Genomic DNA, 25,189 nt, shown 5'->3' on the forward strand with positions numbered 1-25,189 from the left:
CGCGGGCAGGCATCGGGGGGTGATCGCATGGGCGGGGGTGACCGACTGCGGTGCCGACGTCGCCCGGCGGAGGCTGACGCCGTACACGAGCGCACGGTGGGCGGAGCGCCGGGTCAGGACGCACCGCGTCGCGGTTGGCGGCGATGCGGCCAACCGCGACCTTCCCCATGCGGCTCGCTCCGAGCGTAGAGGTCATACGTATCATGTGCAAGGATGTGAATATGTACCGATGTCACTCGATGGCGGATGTCGGCGGACAACGGGTACAGCGGTGACATCGACGCACATGCTGTCGATGTCACCGCTGCCGGTGTGCGGCTCGCGTCAGGCGCTGGTGCAGGACGAACCGTTGAGCGAGAAGGACGAGGCCGCGGCCGCGTTGCCGGTGTGGTTGGCCTGGAACCCGAGGGTGACCGAGGCGCCGGGGGCGAGGGTGCCGTTGTAGGACACGTTCGTCGCGGTGACGGTCCCGCTGGCCGGGGCGTAGGAGGCGTTCCAGCCGGAGGTGATGACCTGGCCGCTGGGCAACGTGAACTTCAGTGCCCAGCCGTTGATGGTGGAGCTACCGGTGTTCGTGACGGTGATGTTCTCCGTCAGGCCGGTGTTCCAGGCGCTGACCGTGTCGGCGATGCGGCAGGCGCCCGTGCCGCCGCCCGTGTCCGACGGTGAGGTGCTGGGCCGGGGTGACGACGAGGACGAGGACGGCGGCGGCGAGGAAGGGGTGCTGCCGTCGAGTCCGAGGAAGGCGATGGCGTAGGCGAGCTGCCCGGACATGGGCAGCTGGTGGCCGACGCCGGCGATGCTGATGCCTTCGACGGTGGCCTGGGTGCCGGTGTTGCCGTAGCGGGTGCGGGTCCAGCTCGACTGCGGGTGGTCGGTGTAGGCCGGGGTCTGGCTGAGCCCGTTGAGGTTGGTCCACTGCTTGATCTCCTCGCCGAAGTTCGGGTAGGCGAGGGTGGTGTCGGTGGTGCCGTGCCACAGCTGCATGCGCGGGTAGCGGCCGGTGTAGCCGGGATACATGGCCCGGGCCTGGTCACCCCACTGCTGGGCGGTCTTGCTGATGTTGCCGCCGGAGCACTGGCTGTTCCACAGCGACCCGTCGGTGGTGGCGAAGCAGCCGGCGGGGACGCCGGAGAACGCGGATGCGGCGCTGAACACGTCGGGATACTCGGCGGCCAGGACGTTGGTCATCATGGCGCCGGAGGAGAAGCCGGAGACCACGATCCGGCCGGCGTCGATCGGGTAGTGCGAGCGGGCGTAGGCGACCATGGACATGATGCCGGTGGAGTCGCTGCCGCCGTTGCGCCGCAGGGCGTTGGCGGTGGAGACGTCGAAGCAGGTGCCGCTGCGGGTGGCCTCCGGCACGACGATGATGTAGCCGTAGCGGTCGGCGGCGGTGACGTAGTCGTGGCCGTTGCCGTTGAAGATGCCGCTGGCCGAGCCGCTGCAGTAGTGCACGAGAACCAGCAGCGCCGGCTTCGGCGCGACGCTCGCCGGCACGTAGATGTACATATTCAGGTTCGTCGGGTTGTTACCGAAGTTCGTGACCCGGGTCAGCCCGGCCGCCGCGGCGGGCCGCGCTCCGAGCATGGCCGTGGCCGCGATCAGGGGCAGGAGCGCCGCGACCAGCAGCAGCCGCAATCGGCGTTTCAGCATGACGAACCTTTCAGCCGGCGGTGCAGGACAGCGACGGGACGCTGTTGGTGCCGCTGACGTTGCCGAGGAACCCGAACTGGGCACTGGCGCCGGCGGCGAGTGAGCCGTTGTAGTCGACGTTGCGGGCGGTGATGGCCGACCCGCTGGCGGTGATGGTGGCGCTCCACGACTGGGTGATGGTCTGGCCGTTGGCGAACTGCCAGGTCACGGTCCAGGAGCTGATCGCCGAGCCGCCGGCCGTCACGGTCACCGTGGCCTGGAAGCCGCCCTGCCACTGCCCGGAGATGGCGTACGCCGCGGAGCACGACCGGCCGGCGGGTGGCGGGCTCGACGAGGCGCTGGCCGACGCGCTGGCCGACGCGCTGGCCGGCGGGCTCGACGGCGGGCGGCTGCTCGAGGCCGACGCGCTGGGGCTGGTGGGCGGCGTGGTGATGCTGCCCGGCACGGCACGCAGGGCGCTGTACCAGACGGCGGCCATCTTGTCGTAGCCGTTCGCGGTCGGGTGGACGCCGTCGATCAGGTCCGACGTGGCGACCGCGCTGTGCATGTCGACCAAGTGGACGTGTTTACCGGCATTCGCCTTGCTCTGCACGATGCCGGGGATGGCGGCGTTGAACGTCCGTACGGCGTTCTCCTGGCCGGAGTTGGACAAGGGGATGATCTGGGCGACGAAGACCTCGGCGGTCGGTGATGTGGCGGTGATGTGGTCGATCAGCGTCGACAGCCGGCCCGGTGCGCCGCTGACGTTGTAGTTCTGCAGGACGTCGTTGGTCCCGATGTGCAGCAGGACGGTGTGCGGCTGGTAACGGTTGAGCCAGCCCACGATGTTGGCGTCGATCTGGTCGATCCGCCAGCCCGGGTGGCCCTCGTGGTCGTGGTCGCCCAGATTCGAGGGCCCGTTGTACTGCGAGCCGACGAAGTCGACGCGGTAGCCTCCCGCCGCCAGCCGTTGCCACAGCCCGATGCGATACCCGCCCGGCACCTGCGTCCCTTCGGTGATCGAGTCACCGAGCGGCATGACCTTCACACCGCCGTTCGACTCCGCGCTCGCCGGGCTGACCACCCCGATCACGCCGGCCGCCGCGAGCAGGGGAGCCACCACAGCGGCCAGCAGCATTGGAAGACGTCTCATTCGTACTCCTCGCAAACGGTGGTGGACCGACGGCGGCAGCCGCACACTCGCTGCCCGCGTCGCGGCGTGGCGGGACCGCCCTGTGAGCGCATCGGCCAGGTGTAGCCCATCGTTCGGCCTGATTTCGATATTCGCGAATGTTAGCGCCCACATTCGGCGCGGCAATCCGGCTCGCGCCGAGAGCGGCACGACCTGCACACACCTCGTGAAACTTTCCGCGACCGCGTCATCTGGTGAGGTAGAGGCCCTTTTGAACGGGCCGTGCCGGGCGGTGGCGGTGGTTGCTCGCCGGTGCGCGACGCCGACGCCGCCCCGATGGCGCGGCCGAGAGCACCACGGCGAGATTCGCGAATGTATTCGCTCATTCGGCAGGCTCGAGGCCGCGGCCCGTCGGCCGCCAGGCCTGGCCCCGGGCGAGCAAGGACGGCCCGAACCGAGGCGGTGGCGGTGCGGTCAGCCGGTGTAGCCGCGGTCGCCGGGCATGGGCCGGACCTTGACGCCGGCGGCGGTGAGGTGCTGGCGGATCTGGGCGGCGTGTTCGACGACGTGCAGTGGCAGGCCGCCGACGAGCACCCCGTACAGCAGGCCGTGGTGGCGGTGGATGCTCGGCAGCGGGCGGGCGGCCTGCTCGTCGGTGAGGCCGTCAAGGGTTTGTTCGACGCGGGCGCGGCACCGCTCGACGTAGCCGAGAAGTTCGGGCTTCGTGAACGCGCGGTTGGGAAAGCCGTAGGTGTTGTCGTCGAACGGTGGCGGCGGGGCCCACCGCGAGAACTCGCCGGTCAGGTCGTAGTCGAGCGTGGTGAGGGCGTGGTAGCCGAGGAACCAGGGCGCCGAGCCGTGCAGGCCCCCGTGCGGTGCGGGCGCCGTCGGTGCCTCGTCCGGCCACAGATCGGTCGCCCACAGCGTGTCCGGGCAGTCGGTCAGCGCCGCTTCCAGGAGCCGCAGCGCCTGGTCGAAGTTGTGGGCCAGGCTCTGCACGAATGCGTTCGACACACCGCTGGTATAGCGCATATCGACGGATCTGGCACGCACACACACCCGTAAAGTGTGCCGGTGAGCTACCGGCTGGGGATCGATCTGGGTACCTCCACCACCGTCGCGGTGCTGGCCGGAGCGGACGGGAGCCGGCGGGCGCTCCTGTTCGACGCGTCGCCGTTGTTGTCCTCGGCGGTGTTCGCCTCCGGAGACGGCGGGCTGCTGACCGGGCGGGACGCGGAGCGGGCGGCGGCGGCTCATCCCGAAGGGCTCGAGGCGAATCCCAAGCGGCGCATCGACGACGGGACGGTCTGGCTGGGGGAGCGGGAGTTTCCGGTCGTCGAGGTGCTGGCCGCCGTGCTGTCACGGGTCGCGGACGAGGCTCGGCGGGTCGCCGGGGAGGTGCCGCGGTCGGTGGTGCTGACGCATCCGGCCGCCTGGGGGCGGGCCCGGGTCGGGGTGTTGCTCGCCGCGGCCGCGCGGGCCGGGCTCGGCGTCGGGGGGACCGTTGCCGAGCCGGTTGCGGCGGCGGCCTACTTCGTCGGTTCGCTCGGGCAGCGGGTCGGGGTCGGTCGGCATGTCGTCGTGTTCGACCTCGGGGCGGGGACGTTCGACGTCAGCGTGGTCCGGCGTGCGGACAGCGGGTTCGAGGTGCTGGCGGCGGACGGGCTCAATGACGTCGGCGGACTCGACCTCGACGCCGTTGTGGTGGCGCACGCGCAATCGTTGACCGGGGCGCAGTCCGGGGTCTGGGGAGCGCTCGACTGGCCGCAGACGCTCGCCGATCGGCAGGCCCGGCAGACCTTGTGGAGCGGGGCGCGCGCGGCGAAGGAGCAGTTGAGCCGGCACTCCACCGCGGATCTGTACGTGCCGCTCGCCGACACCGTCGTGCACGTCACCCGCGACGAGTTCGAGGGGGCGGCCCGGGCCTACCTCGATCGGACCGTGGCGCTGACCGTGCAGGTGTTGCGGGAAGCCGGGGTCGGGCGGGAGCGGATCGACGGGGTGTTCCTGGTCGGCGGGTCCTCCCGGATTCCGCTCGCGGCGACGTTGCTGCACCGGGCGCTTCGGATCAGTCCCACCATTGTGGACATGCCGGAGCTGGTGGTCGCGGAGGGGTGTTTGCAGGCGACTCCCGTGACCGGGGGTGTGGGGGGCGCGGAGCCCCCTGCCCGGGGCGGGAGCGAAGCGGCCCCGGAATCCTCGGCCGTTGTTCTGGAGTCTTCGGTTTCCGCGCCGGCATCGGTGAGCCTCGAATTCGCGACGCCGCCCGGCGCGGATGTGGCGTTCGACCCGACCGGCGCGTTGCTCGCGGTGGCGGCCGAGGCGGGCGTACAGATCTGGCGAGCCGACGGTGTGCAGGTGCGCACGCTGCGTGGGCACGTCGGCACGGTCGCCGCCGTCGCCTGGTCACCGGACGGTTCGCTGCTGGCCAGTGCGGCCGAGGACAACACTGTGCGGCTGTGGCGGACCGTGGATGCGGGGTTGCTGTGCGTCATGGAAGGGCACGAAGACCCGGTCCGGCGGATCGCCTGGGCTCCGGACGGTAGGCTGCTGGCTACCGCGGGTGAGGATCACACGGTACGGCTGTGGCGGTCGGATGGTTCGCACGAGCGGACGCTCACCGGCTACACCGACTGGGTGCGCGATGTGCGATGGTCGCCGGACGGTTATCATCTCGCTACGGCCAGTACCGACGGGACGGCCAAGGTGTGGCGCGTCGACGGCACCCTGGCCGGCGCCATCGCCGGGCACACCGGGGCGATCTGGTCGGTGGCGTGGTCGCCCGACGGTGGCGTGCTGGCTACGGGGGGTACCGATCGCAGGCTGCGGCTGTGGCGGGCCGCCGACGGGCACCCACTCGGTGTCATCACCGGGCATACCGGCGGGATCGGGTCGGTGGCGTGGGCGCCCAGCGGTCAGGTCATCGCTACAGCGAGTGCTGATCACAGCGTCCGGTTGTGGATGGCGGCCGACGGGCGGGCGATGGCGACGCTGACCGGCCACGCCGGCGAGGTCCGGGCCCTGGCCTGGTCGCCGGACGGGCGCACCCTGGCCACCGCCGGTGCCGACCGCACCGTGCGTGTGTGGAACGTCGCCGACGGTTCGAGCCTCCTGCTCACCGCCCCGGCCGGCGGACTGTGGACCGCCGCCTGGTCACCTGACGGTGCGCACGTCGCTACGGCCGGTGCCGACGGTGTCGGCTACGTCTGGCAGACCGCGGACGGCATTCCCCGCGCACCCCTCGCCGGGCACCGCGGGCCCGTTCGTGCGACCGGCTGGTCACCGGACGGCCGGTTCCTGGCCACGGGAGGCGACGACCGGACGGTGCGCGTGTGGCAGGCCGACGCCGGCCGGCCGGTCGCGGTGCTCACCGGGCACACCGGGCCGGTCTGGGCGGTCGCCTGGTCACCGGACGCGCGGTACCTGGCCACCGGTAGCGTCGACCGGACCGTGCGGCTGTGGGAGGCCGGTGGGCGCCCCCTCGCCGCGCTGACCGGGCACCTCGGCCGGATCTGGGACGTGGCCTGGTCACCGGACCAGCACCGGATCGCCAGCGCCAGCACCGACAACACCGTGCGCGTCTGGCGCACTGCCGACGGTGAGCAGCTCGGTGACCTGTTCGGACATACGGCCCGGGTCGCGTCCGTCGCCTGGTCGCCGGACGGTGGCCGGCTGGCTACCGCGAGTGGGGACCGCACGGCGCGGATCTGGTCCGCGACCGACTACAAGCCGCAGCTCGTCATCGACGGGCACGCCGGCGGGCTACGGGCGGTCACCTGGTCGCCGGACGGTACTCTCCTGGCCACGGCCAGTGAGGACCGGACCGCCCGGATCTGGGCCGCCGACGGCACGCCCGTGCACATCCTGGACGGGCACCTCGGGCCGGTCTGGTCGGCGTCCTGGGCCCCGGACGGACGGCACCTCGCCACCGCCGGCGACGACCACACGCTGCGGATCTGGCGCGCCGCCGACGGTGCATCCGTGGCGACGGTACGTCCCTGGGCCGACGGGTGGGCGGTCTTCTACGCCGACGGCCGGTTCAAACGGGCCGGCGCGATGCGCGGCGAGTTCTGGTGGGCGGCGGCCCTTCGCCGCTACGACGTAGGCCAGCTGCCCACCGTCGCCGAGGCCGACCCGGCCACGCCCCTCGTCTAGCCGATACACAGCCTGGCGTCGGTGTCGGCCGGGACTGCGGGCCAAAGCTGATCCGGAGGGCCGTTTAGCAGAGCATTAGGCGGCATTGGTACTTCAAAGCCCGTGAACATGACCATTGCGGAAGCGGCGAGGGCCGTGGTGGACCCCGAGGCCTACGCCGAAGGTGGACGGCTGCACGAGGCCTGCGCGGTGCTGCGGCGCGACTCGCCGGTGCACTGGGTGGACGGCCGGCCGGACTACAACCCGTTCTGGGTGGTGACCCGCCGCGCCGACATCATCGAGGTGGAGCAGGCCGACGATGTCTTCCGCAATTATCCGCGCTCCGTGCTGGTGCGGGCCGAGGAGGACGCCCGCCAGGCCGAGCAGGGGCAGCTGGTCCGCACGCTCGTCCACATGGACGGCGCCGAGCACCGGGTGATGCGCACGATCGCCGCCGACTGGTTCCGGCCCGGCGCCGTGCGCGCGCTGCAGGCCTCCGTCGAGCGCCTGGCCCGCGAATACGTCGACCGGCTGTCCGGGCGCGAGGAGTGCGACTTCGCGGCCGACGTGGCCGTGCACTATCCGCTGTCCGTCATCCTCAGCCTGCTCGGGCTCCCCGAGGCCGACTTCCCGCGGATGCTCACGCTGACCCAGGAGCTCTTCGGCGCGGTCGACCCCGAGCGCCGGCGCGGGCAGACGATCGAGGAGCAGATGGCCACCGTCATGGACTTCTTCGCCTACTTCCAGGGCGTGATCGCGCAATTCCGGCAGACGCCGACCGGTGACCTCGGCTCGGCGATCGCCAACGCCCGCATCGACGGGGAGTACCTGAGTGACCTCGACGCCGTGTCGTACTGCATCCTCATCGCCACCGCCGGGCACGACACGACGTCGTCGGCGATCTCCGGCGGGCTGCTCGCGCTGCTGCGCCACCCCGAGCAGCTGGCCCGGCTGCGGGCCGAGCCCGACCTGCTACCCGGCGCCGTCGAGGAGATGATCCGCTGGACGACACCGGTGAAGGCGTTCATGCGCACCGCGGCCGAGGACCGCCCGCTCGGCGGCGTGACCGTGCGCCGCGGCGAGCAGGTGCTGCTGCTGTACCCGTCGGCCAACCACGACGAGGCCGAGTTCGAGCGGCCCTTCGAGTTCGACGTCACCCGCACCCCCAACCGGCATCTGGCGTTCGGCGCGGGCGTGCACTTCTGCCTCGGCGCGCAGCTGGCCCGCATGGAGATCCAGGCGTTCTTCGCCGAGCTGCTGCCGCGGCTGGAGCACGCCGAGGTGGCCGGCCCGGTGCGGGGCGTCGCGAGCACGTTCGTCAGCGGCCTGAAGCGGCTGCCGCTGCGCTACCGGTTGGCGCACCGGTGAACGGGCGGCACTAGCGCGGGACAAGCGGCGGCGAAGGGTCCGGCGTGACGATGCCCCGACGGTTGTTTCGAAACGGGGGAATGCATGACGATCGCGCTCGCACCCCAGCGCCCGCTGCCCGGCCTGCTCGACGCCGTAGCGCCCGCCGAGGCGTGGCGGGCCGGGCTCGTCATCGACGGTGGGCACCCGTTCTTCTTCGACCACCCGCTGGACCACGTGCCCGGCATCCAGCTGGTGACCGCGCTGCTGGAGCTGGTGCGGGCGGCCGCCGCCGGCACCGCCCCGGACGGGCCCGGGCGGATCGACACCGCGCTGTGGTTCCCGCAGTTCTGCGAGCTCGACGAGCCGACCGAGCTGCGGGTGGTGCGCCCGGCGGCGGGCGGGGAGTGCTGGTCGGTGCAGGCGGCGCAGTCCCGCGGGAGTGTGTGTCAGGGCTGGGTGCGGTACCACAGCGAGGTTTGTGACGCCGGTGCGCCGATGGCCTCGCCGACGGCCGGGACCACCGGCCCGGACCGCGCCGACGGCGCGCTCGTGCACCGGGCGCGCCCGGAGAACATCCTGGTCGGTCCGGTGCGGCGGGACGAGGGCGGTGTCGGCCGGGCGGCGCTGGTCCGTTCGTCGGCCGAGGACCACTTCTTCACCGTGCGCGGCGCCGGGGTGCGCCATTGCGAGGAGCTGATCGAGGCGGCCCGCCAGGTCGCGGTGCTGCAGTGGCCGTCCGAGCACGCCTGGCCGGTCGACGTGCGGCTCACCCTCAACCGGCTGCGGGCCGACCTGCCGGCCGCCGTCGCCGCCGACCGGGACCTGGAGCTGCGCTGGCAGCCGCGGCCGCTGCGCGGGACGAAGTCCACGGCCAGGGTCGAGCTGCACGACCGGGCCGAGCCCGGCGCGGGCCGTGACGCGGTGCCGCTGGGCCGGTTCGTCATCGAGACCCAGGGCTTCACCGAGCCGCAGTGGCGGCAGCTGCGCGCGGGCGCGCGGTGACCGGCGCGGCGGCGGTGCTGCTGGAGGGCGCGGCCGCCGAGGACCCGCGGCTGGTCGGCCACAAGTTCGCCCGCCAGGCCGAGCTGCGCCGGCACGGGTTCGCGGTGCCGGACTTCTTCTGCATCCCGGTCACCGCCTTCGCCGCGGCGCTGGCCGGCCGGCCCGACGACGACGGTGCCGGCGACCCGGAGGAGCGCGCCGCCCGCCGGCGCGAACGGATCGCCGGTGCCCCGGTGCCGGCCGGGCTGGCGCGGGCGGTGCGGGACCGGTTCGACGCCCTGTTCGGCCCGGACGGGCTCGCCGCCGTCCGCGCCTGCACCGTCGGGTCGCACGACGACGCGTCGGAGGACTCGGCGGCCGACCCGTTCGCCGGGCTCAGCGACAGCTTCCTCGGCGTCGGCCGCGACGAGCTGCTGGCGCGGGTGGCCGACTGCTGGGCCTCCGGGTTCAACCCGCGCGCGGTGCGGTACCGCCGCCTGCGTGGACTCGACCCGCTGGCGGTCGGCGTCGCGGTCGGGGTGCAGCGGATGGTCCCGGCGGCCCGCTCGTTCGTCGCGTTCAGCCGCAACCCGCTCGGCGACCCCGGCCAGTGCCTGATCGCCGCCGCGTACGGCCTCGGCGAGGGTGTCGTGCAGGAGCGGGCCGACGTCGACCACTTCGCCGTCGACCGGCACAGCGGCGCGGTGGCCGAGCGCATCCTGGTCACCAAGGCCCGGTCGGTCGGCCCCGGCCCGGGCGGGCGCGGCACCGTGGACCGGCCGGTGGCGCCCGAGCTGGCCGACCCGGCCGTGCTCACGGACGCCGAGGCGGCCGCCGTCGCCGACCTGGCCGTGCGGGTCGAGGCCCACTACAGCGTGCCCCAGGACGTCGAGGGCGCCATCACCGCGGCCGGCGAGATCGTGCTCCTGCAGGCCCGGCCCGCACTGGTGGCCGCGCCGGCGACCGGGCCGGACGTGGCGTTCACCAACAGCAACGCGGTGGAGAGCTACCCCGGGGTGTCGGGCGCGCTGACCTACTCGGTCGCCGGCCGCCTGTGCGAGGCCGTGTTCGACGACTACTACCGGCGCATGGGGGTGCCGGCCGCCGCCCTGCGCGCCCATCGGCACGAGCTGCACCGCATGCTGGTACACGTCCAGGGGCGCATCTACTACCGGCTCGACAGCTGGTACCGGATGCATTCCCTCCTGCCCGGCTTCGACCGTCTGCGCTCGACGTGGGAGCCCGCGATCGGCCTCAAACAGGGGGCCGCGGGACCGGCCCGGCGGCCGTCGCTCGGGCGCGTCCTGTGGGACGCCGCGCTCCTGCCGGTGGCCGTCGCCCGCACCCGCCGGCGGATCGAGGCGGCGCTGCGGTGGTGGGACGCCACGTTCGCGGCGGCTCTCGAGCGCGGCGCGGCGACCCCCGACCGGCTCGTCGCCGAGCACCACCGCCTGTGGGCCGAGCTGGGCGAGCGGTGGGGCCTGCCGTCCGTGAACAACTTCCACGCGCTGAGCGCCGTGCGGCTCACCAACGCGCTCGTCGCCCGGTGGGCCCGCGGCGCGCGGCCGGCCGTCCTGACCGGCATGATGACCGGCGGGCGGGAGAGCCGCTCGGCCGCCGCCCTGCGCTCCGCCGTCGAGCTGGCCGAGCGGGTGCGGGCCCGGCCCGAGCTGCTCGCCGCGCACGGTGCGCCGGCCGAGGTCTGGCGGCGCCTCGAGGCCGGCGAGTTCGGCGCGGACCTGGCCCGGGCCGCGCGGCAGCACGTGCGCACCTACGGCGACCGCGGCCCGCAGGACCTCAAGCTGGAGACGGTGACCGTCCGCAGCGCACCCTGGCAGCTGCTGCCGACGCTGGTGGCCTACGCCGAGCAGGGTCTCACCGCGGCCGGCAGCCGCGAGCGGGAGCGGGCGGTGCGCGCCGACGCCGAGCGCGAGCTGCGCGAGCACTGCCCCGATCCGCTGCGCCGCGCCGTCATCCGCCGGCTCTACGCCACCATCCGCGAGTGCGCCCGCCTGCGCGAGGACACCCGGTTCGGCCGCAGCCAGATCGTCGGCGTCATGCGCGACACCCTCCTCGCCCTCGGCGCCGACCTGGCCCGGGCCGGCGTCCTCGACGACGCCCGCGACGTGCTCGACCTGACCGTCGACGAGGTGCTCGGCGCCTACCAGGGCACCACCGACGCCGACAGCCTGCGCGCCCTCGCGGCGGCCCGGCGGGCCCGGCGGGCCGAGTGGGCGGCCCGGCCCGACCCGCCGCCACTGTTCCGGGCGGCCGCCGGCGAACCGCTCGGCCGCGCGGTGGCGACGGGCCGGCTGCGGCTGCCCCCGCCCGCGGACGCGGCCGACCGGCTGGCCGGGATCGGCTCCAGCCCCGGGCGGGTGCGGGCCCGGGCCCGGGTCGTCCTCGACCCGCACCTCGACGTGCAGGAGTGCCGGGGCCGCATCCTGGTCGCCCGGGAGACCGACCCGGGCTGGCTGTTCCTCATGGTCGCGGCGGCCGGCGTCATCGTCGAGCACGGCTCGCCGCTGTCGCACACCGCGATCACCGGCCGGGTCCTGGCCATCCCGACCGTCGTCGGCGTGGCCGGCGCGACCGCGCGGATCCGCGACGGCGACTGGGTCGAGCTCGACGGATCGACCGGCGTCGTGGCCCGGCTGGCCGGGCCGCCGCCGGAGGCGCTCGCCGAGGCCGCCGGCACCGTCGCCGCCGGGGCGGCCGCCCGATGATCGGGCGCCTGGTGCGGTTCGTGGCCGGCAGCTTCCCGCCGCTGCCCTACCTGCTGGCCACGCTGCTGTGGGCGGGCGGGCTCACCGGGCTGGCGGCCGCCGCGGACGGGCACACGTGGGCGCCGGGCGCCGGGCTGGCCGGCACCGCCGCGACCCTCTTCGTCGACATGCTGATCATCCGGGCCCTCGACGACATCCGCGACCTCGACTACGACCGCCGGGTGCACCCGGCGCGCCCGCTCGCGGCCGGGCTGGTGCGGACCTCGGACCTGCTGACCCTGGTGGCGGTCGGTGCGGCCGCGATCCTGGCCGCGAACGCCGGGCGGGGCGGGGCCTGGTGGCTGCTGGCGGCGCAGCTGGCGTACCTCGGCGGTCTGGTCTTCGTCAACGCGCGGTGGCACTGGCCGGCCACCGACAACCTGCTCGCCCACCTGCCGCTGAACGTGCCCGTGCAGCTGCTGCTGTGCGCCTACGTGTACGCCGCCTACCAGCACGACCACCACCGCCCGCTCACCGCCCGGGGGCTGCTGGTGGTGCTCGCCGTGCTGCTGGCGCTGCTGCACGTGGAGTTCGCGCGCAAGGTGCCCCGCCAGGTGCGCGCGCCGGAGCGCAGCTACGTGCGCGACCTCGGGCTGCCCGGCGCGGTCGCCGTGGCCGCCGCGACCGCGGTCCTCTCGGCCGCCTGCGCGATCGCCGCTGTCGGCGCCGAAGCCCGGGGCTGGCTCGCGGTGGTACCGCTGGCCGCTCCCGCCCTCGCCGGCTGGCAGTTCCGGCGCCGGCGCCTGCCGCGCTGGCCCACGCCACCGACGCTGGCCTACGTGCTGTCGAGCTTCGCGGTCTTCGTCGCGGTCGGCCTGCTCACCGGGGCCGCGGCGTGAGCGCCGCCGGCGGACGGCGGCTGCTGGTGACCGGGGGTGGCGGGTTCGTCGGCTCGGCGGTCGCCCGGGCCCTCGCCGCGGCCGAGGTCGAGCCGGTCCGGTGGCTGGTGCACCGGCGGGCGGTACCGGGAACGGCATGCACGGTGACCGGCGACCTAACCGACCCGGCGTCGCTGCGCGGCTGCTGCGACGGCGTCGACACCGTGCTGCACCTGGCCGGCCGGGTCGACGGCGACGAGGCCGGCTGCGTCGCGGTGAACGAGCGGGGCACGGCCAACCTGCTGGCCGAGGCCGAGCGGGCCGGGGTGCGGGACGTGGTGTACCTCAGCCACGCCGCGGTCCACGGCCGCGGCCCGCACCACCGGCTGGACGAGTCCGCTCCGCCCGCGCCCGTCTCCCCGGCCAGCCGCACCCGCCGGGCCGCCGAGCAGCGGGTCCTGGCCGCCGGGGGCGTGGTGCTGCGGCCGTTCTTCACCTACGGCGACGGCGACCGCTGGTTCGTGCCGCTGCTGCTGCGGTGGCTGCGCCGGAGCCCGAAGGTGTGGCTCGACCACGGGCGGGCCGAGCAGTCCGTGGTGGCCGTCGACGACCTGGCCCGGGTGCTCGCCGCGGCCGCCCTCGACCCGGGCGCGTTCGCCGGCTCCCCGCTGCACGTCTGCGAACCGCGCCCGGTCGCCGTCCGTGACGCGCTGCTCGCCCTGGCCGCCCTGTTCGGCGGGCCCCGGTGGCGGCTCAACGTGCCCGGCGCGCCCCTGCGTACGGCCCTGCGCTGGACCGGCCGGACCCGTCTGGAGCGCCGCCTCGAACTGCTCAGCGTCGAGCACACCTACTCCTCCGAGCGGGCCTGGGCGGCGGCCGGTGTGCGCCCGCGCGCCGCGATGCTCGAGCGGCTGCCCGCGCACACCGGCTGGTACGCGCGGTTCGCCGGCCCGAAGGCGGCCCGGTGACCGGATTCCAGGTCGTGCTCGGCGGTGACTTCGCCGGCAAGTCCGAGGTGCTGAGCCGGCTGCCGCGGGCCGACTGGCACGTGGTCTCCTACGACGACCCCAATTTGCAGGACTTTCCGGTGGTACGGCGTGTGCGTGGCTCGCTGTTCTTCGAGGCGCTGCGGCACCTGCACCGGCCCTACTCGCCCGAGCTCGTGTTCTCCCTGCTGCACCCGGTCGTGTGGTATCTGCACGACGAGACCGTCCGGTGCGCGCGTGAGGGGCCGACGGTCGTCGACTCCTACTACTTCAAGCTGCTGGCCAAGGGCGTCATCCGGGGCATCGCCGACCCGGCCACCGCCGCGCTGTGGCGGGCGATGCCGCAGCCGGACGGCGTCGTCTTCCTCGACGTCGACCCCGACGTCGCCTGGCAGCGCAGCCGCGGGCCGGCGAACCTCAACCCGTTCGAGCACTACGGGCCGCAGCCGACGTACGCCGCGTTCGTCGCCTACCAGCGTGACCTGCGGGCGGCGATGCTGGCCGAGGTGCGCGACCTGCGGGTCACGGTCGTCGACGGCGCCGGGCCGCCCGACGAGGTCGCCGCGCGGGTGCGGGCGGTGCTGCGGACGGTGCCCGACCGGGTGGCCCGGTAGTGGCCGGCCGGCCGTCACCGCGCCGGCGTCGTGCGGGTGAGCGCCGCGACGAGCCGGGGCCGCGGCTGCGGCGTGGCGGAGTCGGCCGCGGGCGGGACGATGCGGACATAGGCCGGGTCCTCCCGTTCGACGACGGCCGGGTCGAGGGCGGTGACCTGGCGCAGCGCGACGGTCGCGGCGGGCGGCAGGACGCCGGTGAGGACCGCCTCGGCCACCGTGTGGTGGACGTGTACGAGGTACCGCGGCAGGTCCAGGCCCGCCGACGCGACCCGCAGCAGCCACTCGGGCCGCCCGTCCGCCCCGGCCACGACATCCGGCCCGGCTGCGGGCAGCGCACCCTCGACCGGGCGCAGCAGGCGGCGCACCTGCCCGGTCCGGCGGGCGTCGTACACGCCGAGCCAGGCCAGGGCGGCGCCGGGCGCGACCAGGGCCGGCGGGAACCGCCCGGCCAGGTTGGCCGGGTTGCCGAACAGGAACAGCGCCCGCGTGTAGCAGTGCAGCCAGGCGTCGGCGTCGGCCCGGCCGAGACCGGCGGCGAACGCCATCGCGCCGGACACGACGGCCGCCGGGTCGAAGCGGAGCACGGCGACGGGGACGCTCACCCCGCCCGGTGGCAGCGCATCGGGCCGCAGCGCGGCGGCGGCCCGCTCGTCCCGGCGGGCCAGCTCGGCCCGCAGCCAGTGCTCACCGCATCGCCCGGCCGACCGGCCAACTGACGGAATCTGCGCCATGCGCCCTCCCGGAGGTCATCGTGGATCACCTGAACTTTCCGTTTCCCGAGCGCGGCGGGGCCGGGCCGGCGACCGAGTTCGCCGCGCTGCGCGGCGGCCCGGCCTGCCCGGTGCGGCTGCCGAACGCGGCCGCGGCCCTGCTCGCCCACCGCCACGCCGACGTGCGGCAGGTGCTCGCCGACCCGGCCTACAGCCGCACGGCCGCGGCCCGGCACGGCATGACCGCCCGCTCGGCGGAGTCCCTGGCCCTCAACAGCGCCGACCCGCCCGACCACACCCGGCGCCGGCGCGCCGTGCACCGCGGCTTCGGGCCGCGCCGGGCCGAGGAGCTGCGGCCGTTCATCGTCCACACCGCCGAGGTCCTCGTCGACGACCTGCTCGGCCGCGGCGCCCCGGCCGACCTCATCGCCGGCTTCAGCCGCCCCTTCGCGGTGGCCGTCATCTGCCGGCTCATGGGCGTGCCCGCGGACGACTACGCCCGCTTCGGCCCGCCCGTCGACGTCATGATGTCGGTGGGGCGGCACCCGGCGGCGCGGGTGGCCGCGGCCCACAAGGAGGTCTTCGAATGCTTCGCGGAGCGCTTCGACGAGCGGTTCGCCGCGCCGCCCGGGAGCGCCGCCGCCGAGCTCGACGACGTGCTCGGCGACCTCGTGCGGGCCGTGCGGGACGGCGAGTGCACCCGGGCCGAGGCGGTGCACGTCGGCTACGGGCTGCTGATGGCCGGCTACGAGACCACCACCCACCAGATCGCCGTCGGCGTGCGGCTGCTGCTGGCCGAGCGGGACCGCTGGGAGTGGCTGCGCCAGGACCCGGCGCGGCTGCCGGTCGCCGTCGAGGAGCTGCTGCGCTGGACGTCGCTGCTGGCCACCGGCGGCGCGCCGCACGCCGCGACCAGCCCCACCGATGTCGGCGGGGTGCCGGCCGCACCGGGTGTGCTGGTCGTCCCGGCGTTCGCCGCCGCCAACCGGGACCCGGCCGTCTTCGCGGACCCCGACGAGCTGCGCCTGGACCGCACGCCGAACCCGCACCTCGCGTTCGGTCACGGCCGGCACCTGTGCCTCGGCGCGCCGCTGGCCCGGGTCGAACTGGTCACCGCGCTGGACGTGCTGCTGCGCCGGCTGCCCGGGCTCGACCTGGCCCGGCTGACGCCGCGGTGGCGCCAGGGGATGTTCATCCGCGGGCTGGCCGCGCTGCCGGTGACCTGGTGAGCGCCGCGATGCCGGCCATCCTCGTGGCGCCGGTGACCGTGTCGCCGACGAAGCCGCTCACCCCGACGCACGTCAAGCACCTGCTCGTCACCGACGCGCTGTGCCGGGCCACGGCCGGCATCGCCGACGTCGAGTGCGTGTACGACCACCTCGCCTACGCCCCGGCCGGCCAGACGGTGGCGTTCTGGGAGTACCTCGACCGGACCTGGCCCGGGCGCGACTTCGCCGCGGCGACCGAGGAGGAGATCGGCGAGCTGTACGTCCGCCACCACGCCGAGCCCGGCCCCGCCGCCGACGACCGGCTGGCCCCCTACGTCGAGCGGGTCCGGGCCGAGCGCTGGCTGCACCCGTCGGCCCGGCGCGTCCTGGACATCTGGCGCGGGCACTACGGCACCCTGAACCTGTTCGACCCGAGGCTGGGCGAGCAGGGCCCGCCGGTGCTGCCGGTGCCGGAACTGATCGAGCGGCTGGCCGCGCGGGACCTGGCCATCGACGGGCGGCCCGTCGGCGGCCCGGTCTACCTGGACCTGAGCGCCCAGGGCATCCCGCTGCGCCGCCTGGTCAGCCCGGCCGGCCAGGCCAACTACCTGACCTGCGTGCTCGGCCAGCTCCTGCCCATCGCCGGCCGGTACGACCTCGTCGTGCTGATCCACGACCCCGACCTGCGCGAGGACTACGTGCTCGTGCAGCGGGTCCTGGCCGCGTTCGGCGCGCAGGCGACCCGGATCGAGGTGGCCCGGGTCCCGCTGGACGGAGTCGTCGCCTCCAGCCGGCGCGGCGGCTGGGCCGGGTTCACCCTCGGCGCGCTGCGCGGGCGGGTCGACGCCGGCGACCACGCGTTCCGGCTGGCGCTGCGGCTGTACCTGCTGGCCGTCCTGGGCCGGCCCAACGCCGGCTCGTTCCGGGTCGACGAGCTGCGCCGCTGGGTGGGGCGGGCCGAGCGGCTGCACGCCGGCACCGAGGCTGGCGACGTGGCCCTGACCCCGTTCCTGCGGCGGCTGGCCCGCGACACCCGCTACGTCGACCCCTACCGGCTCACCGCCCAGCTGCTCACCCGCTCCGGCCAGGTCCCGGTGCGGCAGCTGCTCGACCGGGTCTATCCCTGACCGTCCGCGGCGAGCAGCTCCCGCATCCGCTCGATCACCGCGGCCGCGTCCGGCTCCAGGCACCAGCCCGGGGTGGTCAGGAAGCGCCGCCCGCGGACCTGGTCGGGGCGGCGCGGCAGGAGCCAGGTGTGGAAGTGCGCGGCCCCGTCCATGTTGGAGAACACGTGGACCCGCTCGGCCCCGGTGACCCGCTTGATGACCGGCATCAGGCGGGCCAGCAGCACCGGGTAGGTGGCCAGCTCCTCCGCTGTCATCTCGGCGTAGTCGAGGTAGTGCCGCTTTGACTCGATGAGCAGCGTGCCCAGCGGGGAGAAGATCGCCGGGCCGTGCCCGACCCGCCACAGTGGATCGTCGAGCAGATGCCGGCCCGGCGGCTCGGCCCGGCCGGCCCAGAGGGGCACGACACCGCCCGCGTACTTGCGGCAGATCAGGCAGGACGGGTCGGTGCCGGGACGGGCCGCGTCGAGCCGCCCGCCGAGCGGCGCGGTGTCGAGCGCCGCGTGCATGTCCAGCCAGACGGTGCGCATGTACCAGTGGTCCAGCTCGGCGACGGCGGCCGCCGGGTCGTCGAGGGGTCCGGCCGGGCGGGCCTCCCACGCCGCGCGGGCGGCGCCCGGGTCCACCCCGGTCGCCGCGCCGATCTCGGCCCAGCTCAGCCCGCGCGCGTGGGCGTAGCCGCGGCCCAGCTCGCCGAGCCGGTCCGCGTCGGCCAGGACCGGGCCGATGAGCTCGCTCAGCCACTCCTGGGCGCTGCGCTCGTGGCCGTGCCCGCCGACCAGCCCGCGCAGCCGGTCGGCCAGGCGGGCCGCCTGCTGGGCCACCGCGATCCGGTCCAGGTCCCGCTCGGTGTATCCGCCGAACTCGTCCACTGTGGACCCCTCTACCGCTGTCGTTCGCCGGGCGTCGGCAGGGGGAACTGGCGCATGGCCTCGTCGACCATCTCGTGCAGCCGCGCCGACCACCGGCCGCCGGGGCCGAGCGAGTCGAGCTCGGCGTGCAGTCCGTCGACCAGGCCGCCGACCGTGGCCGCGTAGGCGCGCAGATGGTTGACGTCGAGCAGGTGGTCCTTGAACGCCGTGCGGGCGCCCGGGTCCGTCGCCGCCCGCGCGTGCAGTTGGAGCAGCGACGGGCGGGCTGCGTGCGGTACCCCCGAGAAAAAATGCGCCACCATGAACGTGGCGGTGCCGTTGGCGATGTCCTCGTCCCGGCCGCCGGCGAGGTCCCGGCGGTCGTTGACCAGCTGGCGCAGCACGCCGAAGGTGGCCCCGGCGGCCCGCCACCGGTCGACCCGCTCCGCCCCGGCGCCGGCCAGGCGGGCCGCCATCGCCGCGGCCATCGCATACGGCGCGCCGGTCTTGCCCCGGTAGCCGGCCAGCACCGCCGCCGGCGTCGCCCGGGCCACGTCCGTGTCGTAGTCCAGAAGCTGCCCGCCGATCCCGTCGAGCCAGCCGCGGGCCAGCTCACCGAGGACGGCCAGCTTCGTCGCGTCCGGTGCGTCGGTGGCGTCGACGAGCCGGACCGGCAGGTGGCTGCCGGCCCCCAGGGCGGCGAGAATCCCGCGGTGGTACTGCGCCGGCTCGGCCGGCTTCGTCGGCCCGTCGTCGGCCAGGTCGTCGAGGTAGCGGGCGGCGGTCCACCACAGCAGGTGGATGAGCGCGGCGAGCCGGCCCCCGTCCGGGTCGCCGCTCTCCGCAGCGTGCACCAGCAGCGGGAACCGCACCATGATGTGCATCGTGCCGCCCGACCCGCGGGCCCGGGCGTTGCCGATGATGCGGTCGATGAACGCCGCCATCGCCGGGTCGGCCGTCCCCGCTTCCGCGGCCGCGTTGTCCGGCCCCCGCAGGCGGGCCACGAGCGCGGTGAGGTCGGCGTCGACGCGCTCGGCCACCGCCTCGAGCGCGTCGGTCGCGATCGCGTATGCCACGGGCACCCCCGGTTCTCCGCTCGACGGGTCGTCGGCTTCGAACCTCGCACCGTGCGGTAAAGCCGCCCTTCTGCCGGGGCCTTTAGCGACGGGTTGTCCGGCGGGAAGCGGGGGCTGCGAGAAAGTACCGAACAGTGGAGGGAGCGCGCCTTGGTCGAGCCGTCCGAGCGCAGAGCACGGTGGTGGCGGGTGGCGCTGCGCCTCGCCGGCCGTGGCATCGTCACGAGCCTGGCCCACCTGGCGATGGGCGCGGCCGTCCTGGTGCCGTGGACGCCGATCGCGTGGCCGCAGTACACCGCGGGCCTGCTCGAGGCCGAGCGTGAGCGGCCGTTGACGCCGGCCGAGGAGCGCGCCTGGCGGACCCTGGTGGAGCAGTTGCGTGTGCCGGCCATCGCCGAGGAGGAGCAATGACCGCGGTAGCGGCGAAGCAGATTGTGCGGGTCGATCGGGTGGTCATCCGGTTCGCTGGCGATTCCGGCGACGGTATGCAGCTCACCGGTGACCGCTTCACGTCCGAGACCGCGCAGCTCGGCAACGATATTTCGACATTGCCCAACTTCCCGGCCGAGATCCGGGCGCCGGCCGGGACGTTGCCGGGTGTGTCGAGTTTTCAGGTGCATTTCGCCGATTTCGACATTCTCACGCCTGGTGACGCGCCGAATGTCCTGGTGGCGATGAACCCGGCGGCGTTGAAGGCGAACCTCGCCGATCTGCCCAAGGGCGCGTCGATCATCGTGAACACCGACGAGTTCACGAACCGTAACCTGGCCAAGGTCGGGTACGCCGCGAACCCGCTCGAGGACGGCTCCCTGGACGGCTGGAACGTCGCCCCGGTCGGGTTGACGTCGATGACGGTGAAGGCGCTGGAGTCGTTCGAGATTTCGAAGAAGGACGCGGAGCGGGCGAAGAACATGTTCGCGTTGGGTCTGTTGTCGTGGATGTATTCGCGGCCGCATGAGTCGACGCTGTCGTTCCTGCGGCGCAAGTTCGCGTCCCGGCCGGAGTTGGTGGCGGCGAACATCGCCGCGTTCAAGGCCGGCTGGAACTTCGGGGAGACGACGGAGAACTTCGCCGTCCGCTACGAGGTGAAACCGGCGCGGATGGTGCCGGGCAACTACCGCAACATCACCGGCAACGCCGCCCTCGCCCTGGGCGTCGTCGCGGCCGGGGTCCGGTCGCGGCTGCCGGTGTTCCTGGGCGCCTACCCGATCACGCCGGCCTCCGACATCCTGCACGAGCTGAGCAAGCACAAGAAGTTCGGTGTGACGACGGTGCAGGCCGAGGACGAGATCGCCGCGATCGGCGTGGCCCTGGGCGCCTCCTACGGTGGCGCGCTGGGGGTGACGACCACGTCCGGGCCGGGGGTGGCGCTGAAGGGCGAGACGATCTCCCTGGCGGTGGCGTTGGAGCTGCCGCTGTTGATCATCGACGTGCAGCGGGCCGGCCCGTCGACGGGCCTGCCGACGAAGACTGAGCAGGCCGATCTGAACATGGCGTTGTTCGGTCGGCACGGTGAGGCCCCGGTCGCGGTCCTGGCGCCGCGGTCGCCGGCGGACTGTTTCAACACGGCCTTGGATGCGGCGCGGATCGCGTTGACGTATCGGACGCCGGTGATTCTGCTGTCGGACGGCTACATCGCGAATGGTTCCGAGCCTTGGCGGCTGCCCTCGGTTGACGAGCTGCCCGACCTGCGGGTCGAGTTCGCGACCGAGCTGAACGGGGAGCGGTTCCTGCCGTATCTGCGGGATCCGAAGACTTTGGCCCGGCCGTGGGCGGTGCCCGGCACGCCGGGGCTGGAGCATCGCATCGGCGGCCTCGAAAAGGCCGACAAGACCGGTGACATCTCCTACGACCCGGCCAACCACGACTTCATGGTGCGCACCCGCGCGGCCCGCATCGAGGGCATCGACGTGCCGGACCTCGAGGTTGAGGACCCCGACGGCACCGCCCGCGTCCTGGTGCTCGGGTGGGGTTCGACGTACGGGCCGATCGGCGCCGCCGCCCGGGCGCTGCGCCAGCGGGGTATGCCGGTGGCGCAGGCGCATCTGCGGCATCTGTCGCCGATGCCGAAGAACCTGGGCGCGGTGCTCAAGTCCTACGACAAGGTCGTCATCCCGGAGATGAACCTCGGCCAGCTCGCCGGGGTCATCCGGTCGCGGTTCCTGGTCGACGCGATCGCCTACAACCAGGTCCGCGGCCTGCCGTTCACCGCGGCCGAGCTGGAGGGCGTGCTGGAGGAAGTGGTCAAGAATGCCTGAGCAGTTGAAACTGACGATGAAGGACTTCAAGTCCGATCAGGAGGTCCGCTGGTGCCCCGGCTGCGGGGACTACGCGATCCTGGCCGCGGTGCAGTCCTTCATGCCCGAGCTCAACATTCCGCGGGAGCGGATCGTGTTCGTCTCGGGCATCGGCTGCTCCTCCCGGTTCCCGTATTACATGAACACCTACGGCATGCACTCGATCCACGGCCGGGCCCCGGCGATCGCGTCGGGGCTGTCGGTGTCCCGCCCGGATCTGTCGGTGTGGGTCGTCACCGGTGACGGCGACGCGCTGTCGATCGGCGGGAACCATCTGATCCACGCGCTGCGCCGCAACGTGAACGTGAAGATTCTGTTGTTCAACAACAAGATCTACGGGTTGACGAAGGGGCAGTACTCACCGACGTCGGAGGTGGGGAAGATCACGAAGTCGACCCCGGCCGGGTCGGCGGACTCGCCGTTCAACCCGATCTCCCTGGCCCTGGGGGCGGAGGCGAGTTTCGTGGCCCGGACCATCGACTCGGACCGCAAGCATCTGCAGTCGGTGCTGCGGGCCGCGGCCGAGCACCGCGGGTCGGCGTTCGTGGAGATCTACCAGAACTGCAACATCTTCAACGACGGCGCGTTCGACGCGTTGAAGGAGCCGGCCAGCCGGGATGACTTCCTGATCCGCCTGGAACACGGCCGGCCGATCACGTTCGGCAAGGACGGGGAGTGGGCGGTCACCCACCCGCCCGGCGGGTTCGGCCTGGCCGTCGTCGCGACCGCCGACGTCGCCCCGGACGACATCGTGGTCCACGACCAGACGGTGGCCGAGCCGGCGTATGCGTTCGCGCTGTCCCGGCTGCCCGGCCTCGACCTGCGCAACACCCCCATCGGGGTGTTCCGCGCCCACGCCCGCCCCGCCTACGACGACGTCGTACGCGACCAACTCGCCACCGCCCAGGCCAAAGTCCACGGCACCCCCGACGAGGAACTGGGCGCCCTGCTCAACAGCGGCGACACCTGGACCATCGCCGGGAGCCCGGCGTGAGCGGCAAGCTGTTCGCGATCAGCGACCTGCACGTGGCCTACGAGGAGAACCGGGCGATCGCCGACCGGCTCCGGCCGGAGTCCGCCGACGACTGGCTCATCGTCGCCGGCGACGTGGGGGAGACGTTCGCCGACATCGAGTCGACGCTGCGCCGGCTGCGGGCCCGGTTCGCCACCGTGATCTGGGCGCCGGGCAACCACGAGCTGTGGACGCCCCGCGACGACCCGGTGCGGCTGCGGGGCGAGGAGCGTTATCACGCGCTGGTCCGCATGTGCCGCGAGCTCGACGTCGTGACCCCCGAGGACCCGTACCCCCTGTGGCCCGGGCCCGGCGGCCCGATCGCCGTCGCCCCGCTGTTCGTGCTGTACGACTACACGTTCCGGCCGGCCGGCACCTACACCCGGCAGCAGGCCCTGGACCGGGCCTACCGGACCGGTGTGGTCTGCAACGACGAGATGATGCTGCACCCGGACCCCTACCCGGACCGCGACGCCTGGTGCGCACAGCGGCTGCGGGTCACCCGGGAGCGCCTCGACGAGCTGCCGGCGCACCTGCCGACGGTGCTGGTCAACCACTACCCGCTGGTCCGGGAGCCGACGCGGATTCTGCGGTACCCCGAGTTCGCGCTCTGGTGCGGCACGGTGCACACCGCGGACTGGCATCGCCGCTACCGGGCCGCCGCCGTCGTCTACGGCCACCTGCACATCCCGCGCCACCAGGTGATCGACGGAGTGCCGTTCTACGAGGTGTCGCTGGGCTACCCGCGCGAGTGGCGCATCCGGCCGGGCGGCCCCGGTGGCCTGCGGCAGATCCTGCCGCTCGCCTCCTCGTCAGGCCTCGGCGACCCGGGTCCGCAGCGTGCCCCGGTCGAGCTTGCCCAGCGTCGTCATGGGCAGCTCTTCTAGCAGCTCCAGCCGGGTCGGCAGCTTGTATCGGGCGATGCCGGCCCGGTCGAGGTGGACCCGCAGCTCCCTCAGGGTCGGCGCATCGGCCCCGGCCGGCACCACGAACGCGCACGGGGCCTCGCCGACGTTGGGGTGGGGCGCCGGGACGACCGCGCACCGGGCCACCTTCGGATGCTCCAGCAGCAGCTCCTCGAGCTCCTGGGCGGAGACCTTCTCGCCGGCGACGTTGACGAAGTCCTGCCGGCGCCCCTCGACCACGAAGTTGCCCGACGGGTCGAGGTGCACCACGTCGCCGGTCCGGAAGAACCCGTCGGCGGTGAAGGCCCGCTCGTTGACGGCGTCGCCGGCGAGGTAGCCGCCGATGACGTGCGGGCCGCGGGTGAGCAGCTCGCCGCTGGCGCCCGGGGGCACGTCGGCGCCGTCGTCGTCGACGACCCGCCACTCGTCGGCGGCGGCCACCGGCCGGCCCTGGGTGGACGCCACGATGTCGAGCGGGTCGTCGAGGCGCGTGTAGTTCTGCATCCCCTCGGACATGCCGTAGGCCTGCTGGAGCCGGCAGCCGAGCGTGTCGACCACCTCGTAGCCCTGCCGCGGCGCGAGGCGGGCCCCGCCGACCTGGACCACCCGCAGCGCGGACGTGTCGTGGCCGCCGGCGCGGACGGCCTCGGCGATCTGCACGGCGAGCGCGGGCACCGACGCGGTCATCGTGACCCGGTGCCGGGCCAGCAGTTCGGCGACGTTCTCCGGCTCGGGGTTGGTGAGCACCACCGTGCCGCCGCCGGCCAGCACGCCGAGGACGCCGGGGCAGCCGAGCGTGAACGTGTGCGCGGCCGTCAGCGCGGCCAGGAAGACGGTCTGCGGGGTGACCGCGCACACCTCGTTGTTCGCCCGCAGGGCGCAGCCGTAGTCCTGGTGGGTGCGCGGGATCGGCTTCGGCAGCCCGGTGGTACCGGAGGACAGCAGGTAGAACGCGACGTCGTCCGGGCGGTCCAGCGGTGCGGGGCGGTGGTCTCCCGGGGTCGGCGGATCGGTGCGGGCCGCCCGGATCAGGGCGGTCAGGTCGATGTCGGGCGCCGGCGTCGGCGCGTCGCCGAGCACCAGGATGCGGGTGAGCGCCGGGTGCTCGGCCCGCATCCGCTCGGCCAGCTCCACCGACTGCCGGGCCCCCAGCGGCGCGTTGACCACCATGGCGGTGGGGCGGGCCAGGCGCAGCACGTGGCCGATCTCGCGGTCGCGCAGGGCCGGCGCGGCCAGGATCGGCCGGGCCTCCAGCCGCATGAGGGCGAGCATGGTGATGACGAACTCCACGCTGTTGGGCAGGCGCACCAGCACCCGGTCGCCGCGGGCCAGCCCGGCCGTGGCGAGCCGGGCGGTCAGCCCGTCGACGGCGGCCGCCAGCTCCGCGTAGGTCAGGCGGGACGCGGCGTCGACGAGCGCCACCGCGTCCGGGTGCCCGGCCGCGGCCCGCAGCACGAGGTCCGGCAGCAGCGTGTCGTCCCACCAGCCCTCGGCCCGGTAGCGGGCGGCGACCTCCGGCGGCGGCAGAACGACCCCGTCGGCCCGGGTCACGGTGCTCAGCTCGGTCATGCCGCCAGAGTCCCGCAGGCGA

At 74.1% G+C, this 25,189-nt stretch carries 20 protein-coding genes; 13 read left to right on the forward strand and 7 right to left on the reverse strand.

Translation table 11 applies throughout. The features are described from left to right. Positions 1 to 324 precede the first annotated feature (324 nt). From ACIA8L_RS51815 to ACIA8L_RS51825, 3 genes are all read right to left on the reverse strand, one after another. The gene (locus tag ACIA8L_RS51815) at positions 325 to 1,656 is read right to left on the reverse strand and encodes a PHB depolymerase family esterase (protein WP_395916996.1); all 1,332 of its coding nucleotides are present in this window, start codon (positions 1,654 to 1,656) and stop codon (positions 325 to 327) included. A 10-nt stretch (positions 1,657 to 1,666) separates the two neighbouring features. Next, positions 1,667 to 2,788 (reverse strand): cellulose binding domain-containing protein, encoded by a 1,122-nt coding sequence (locus tag ACIA8L_RS51820; RefSeq protein WP_395916998.1) that lies wholly within the window; start codon positions 2,786 to 2,788, stop codon positions 1,667 to 1,669. 453 nt (positions 2,789 to 3,241) lie between these two features. Continuing rightward, on the reverse strand, positions 3,242 to 3,781 hold the full coding sequence (locus ACIA8L_RS51825; RefSeq protein WP_395917000.1) for a DinB family protein: 540 nt from the start codon (positions 3,779 to 3,781) through the stop codon (positions 3,242 to 3,244). Positions 3,782 to 3,841: 60 nt separating this feature from the next. Between ACIA8L_RS51825 and ACIA8L_RS51830 the strand changes: the two genes are divergently transcribed. The 7 genes from ACIA8L_RS51830 to ACIA8L_RS51860 all read left to right on the forward strand — a co-directional run bounded on the left by ACIA8L_RS51830 (position 3,842) and on the right by ACIA8L_RS51860 (position 14,415). Next, positions 3,842 to 6,922 (forward strand): Hsp70 family protein, encoded by a 3,081-nt coding sequence (locus ACIA8L_RS51830; RefSeq protein WP_395917001.1) that lies wholly within the window; start codon positions 3,842 to 3,844, stop codon positions 6,920 to 6,922. 108 nt (positions 6,923 to 7,030) lie between these two features. After that, positions 7,031 to 8,269 (forward strand): cytochrome P450, encoded by a 1,239-nt coding sequence (locus tag ACIA8L_RS51835; RefSeq protein WP_395917003.1) that lies wholly within the window; start codon positions 7,031 to 7,033, stop codon positions 8,267 to 8,269. A gap of 84 nt (positions 8,270 to 8,353) precedes the next feature. After that, complete coding sequence (locus ACIA8L_RS51840) at positions 8,354 to 9,253, forward strand: AfsA-related hotdog domain-containing protein (RefSeq protein WP_395917005.1); 900 nt, start codon at positions 8,354 to 8,356, stop codon at positions 9,251 to 9,253. After that, on the forward strand, positions 9,223 to 11,958 hold the full coding sequence (locus ACIA8L_RS51845; protein WP_395917006.1) for a PEP/pyruvate-binding domain-containing protein: 2,736 nt from the start codon (positions 9,223 to 9,225) through the stop codon (positions 11,956 to 11,958). Before ACIA8L_RS51840 ends, ACIA8L_RS51845 begins: the two co-directional genes overlap by 31 nt. Continuing rightward, the gene (locus tag ACIA8L_RS51850; protein WP_395917007.1) at positions 11,955 to 12,836 is read left to right on the forward strand and encodes a hypothetical protein; all 882 of its coding nucleotides are present in this window, start codon (positions 11,955 to 11,957) and stop codon (positions 12,834 to 12,836) included. Before ACIA8L_RS51845 ends, ACIA8L_RS51850 begins: the two co-directional genes overlap by 4 nt. Beyond that, positions 12,833 to 13,783: an NAD-dependent epimerase/dehydratase family protein gene (locus tag ACIA8L_RS51855; RefSeq protein ID WP_395917009.1), complete on the forward strand. Its 951-nt coding sequence runs from the start codon at positions 12,833 to 12,835 to the stop codon at positions 13,781 to 13,783. Before ACIA8L_RS51850 ends, ACIA8L_RS51855 begins: the two co-directional genes overlap by 4 nt. Further along, positions 13,780 to 14,415 (forward strand): dTMP kinase, encoded by a 636-nt coding sequence (locus tag ACIA8L_RS51860; RefSeq protein WP_395917011.1) that lies wholly within the window; start codon positions 13,780 to 13,782, stop codon positions 14,413 to 14,415. The genes ACIA8L_RS51855 and ACIA8L_RS51860 overlap by 4 nt, the downstream gene beginning before the upstream one ends. Before the next feature lie 14 nt (positions 14,416 to 14,429). Here ACIA8L_RS51860 and ACIA8L_RS51865 read toward each other — a convergent pair whose 3' ends face one another. Beyond that, positions 14,430 to 15,146 carry a DUF6182 family protein gene (locus ACIA8L_RS51865; RefSeq protein WP_395917013.1) on the reverse strand — a complete coding sequence of 239 codons (717 nt, stop codon included), beginning with the start codon at positions 15,144 to 15,146 and terminating at the stop codon, positions 14,430 to 14,432. A gap of 20 nt (positions 15,147 to 15,166) precedes the next feature. Between ACIA8L_RS51865 and ACIA8L_RS51870 the strand changes: the two genes are divergently transcribed. Together ACIA8L_RS51870 and ACIA8L_RS51875 are read left to right on the forward strand one after the other, a co-directional pair. Next, a complete protein-coding gene (locus ACIA8L_RS51870; protein WP_395917015.1) occupies positions 15,167 to 16,354 on the forward strand; it encodes a cytochrome P450 in 1,188 nt (395 codons plus the stop codon). Then, positions 16,351 to 17,460: a hypothetical protein gene (locus ACIA8L_RS51875; protein ID WP_395917017.1), complete on the forward strand. Its 1,110-nt coding sequence runs from the start codon at positions 16,351 to 16,353 to the stop codon at positions 17,458 to 17,460. The genes ACIA8L_RS51870 and ACIA8L_RS51875 overlap by 4 nt, the downstream gene beginning before the upstream one ends. Here the strand turns inward: ACIA8L_RS51875 and ACIA8L_RS51880 are convergent. Further along, positions 17,451 to 18,329 carry an HIT family protein gene (locus ACIA8L_RS51880; RefSeq protein WP_395917019.1) on the reverse strand — a complete coding sequence of 293 codons (879 nt, stop codon included), beginning with the start codon at positions 18,327 to 18,329 and terminating at the stop codon, positions 17,451 to 17,453. The genes ACIA8L_RS51875 and ACIA8L_RS51880 overlap by 10 nt on opposite strands. An 11-nt stretch (positions 18,330 to 18,340) precedes the next feature. Continuing rightward, positions 18,341 to 19,390, reverse strand: a complete 1,050-nt coding sequence (locus ACIA8L_RS51885) for a polyprenyl synthetase family protein (RefSeq protein WP_395917021.1) — start codon at positions 19,388 to 19,390, stop codon at positions 18,341 to 18,343. Between the two features lie 144 nt (positions 19,391 to 19,534). Between ACIA8L_RS51885 and ACIA8L_RS51890 the strand changes: the two genes are divergently transcribed. The 4 genes from ACIA8L_RS51890 to ACIA8L_RS51905 are packed head-to-tail and all read left to right on the forward strand — an operon-like array spanning position 19,535 to position 23,580. After that, positions 19,535 to 19,795, forward strand: a complete 261-nt coding sequence (locus ACIA8L_RS51890) for a hypothetical protein (protein ID WP_395917023.1) — start codon at positions 19,535 to 19,537, stop codon at positions 19,793 to 19,795. Beyond that, positions 19,792 to 21,642, forward strand: coding sequence for a 2-oxoacid:acceptor oxidoreductase subunit alpha (locus ACIA8L_RS51895; protein ID WP_395917025.1), 1,851 nt, complete (start codon positions 19,792 to 19,794; stop codon positions 21,640 to 21,642). The genes ACIA8L_RS51890 and ACIA8L_RS51895 overlap by 4 nt, the downstream gene beginning before the upstream one ends. Further along, on the forward strand, positions 21,635 to 22,675 hold the full coding sequence (locus ACIA8L_RS51900; RefSeq protein WP_395917027.1) for a 2-oxoacid:ferredoxin oxidoreductase subunit beta: 1,041 nt from the start codon (positions 21,635 to 21,637) through the stop codon (positions 22,673 to 22,675). Before ACIA8L_RS51895 ends, ACIA8L_RS51900 begins: the two co-directional genes overlap by 8 nt. Continuing rightward, positions 22,672 to 23,580 (forward strand): metallophosphoesterase family protein, encoded by a 909-nt coding sequence (locus ACIA8L_RS51905; RefSeq protein ID WP_395917029.1) that lies wholly within the window; start codon positions 22,672 to 22,674, stop codon positions 23,578 to 23,580. Before ACIA8L_RS51900 ends, ACIA8L_RS51905 begins: the two co-directional genes overlap by 4 nt. On the opposite strand, the gene ACIA8L_RS51910 is transcribed toward ACIA8L_RS51905, so the two are convergent. Next, the gene (locus ACIA8L_RS51910; RefSeq protein WP_395917031.1) at positions 23,506 to 25,167 is read right to left on the reverse strand and encodes a (2,3-dihydroxybenzoyl)adenylate synthase; all 1,662 of its coding nucleotides are present in this window, start codon (positions 25,165 to 25,167) and stop codon (positions 23,506 to 23,508) included. The two genes, ACIA8L_RS51905 and ACIA8L_RS51910, sit on opposite strands and share 75 nt — an antisense overlap. Positions 25,168 to 25,189 lie beyond the last annotated feature (22 nt).

Source organism: Dactylosporangium sp. NPDC051541 (assembly GCF_044454505.1).
Lineage (GTDB): Bacteria > Actinomycetota > Actinomycetes > Mycobacteriales > Micromonosporaceae > Dactylosporangium.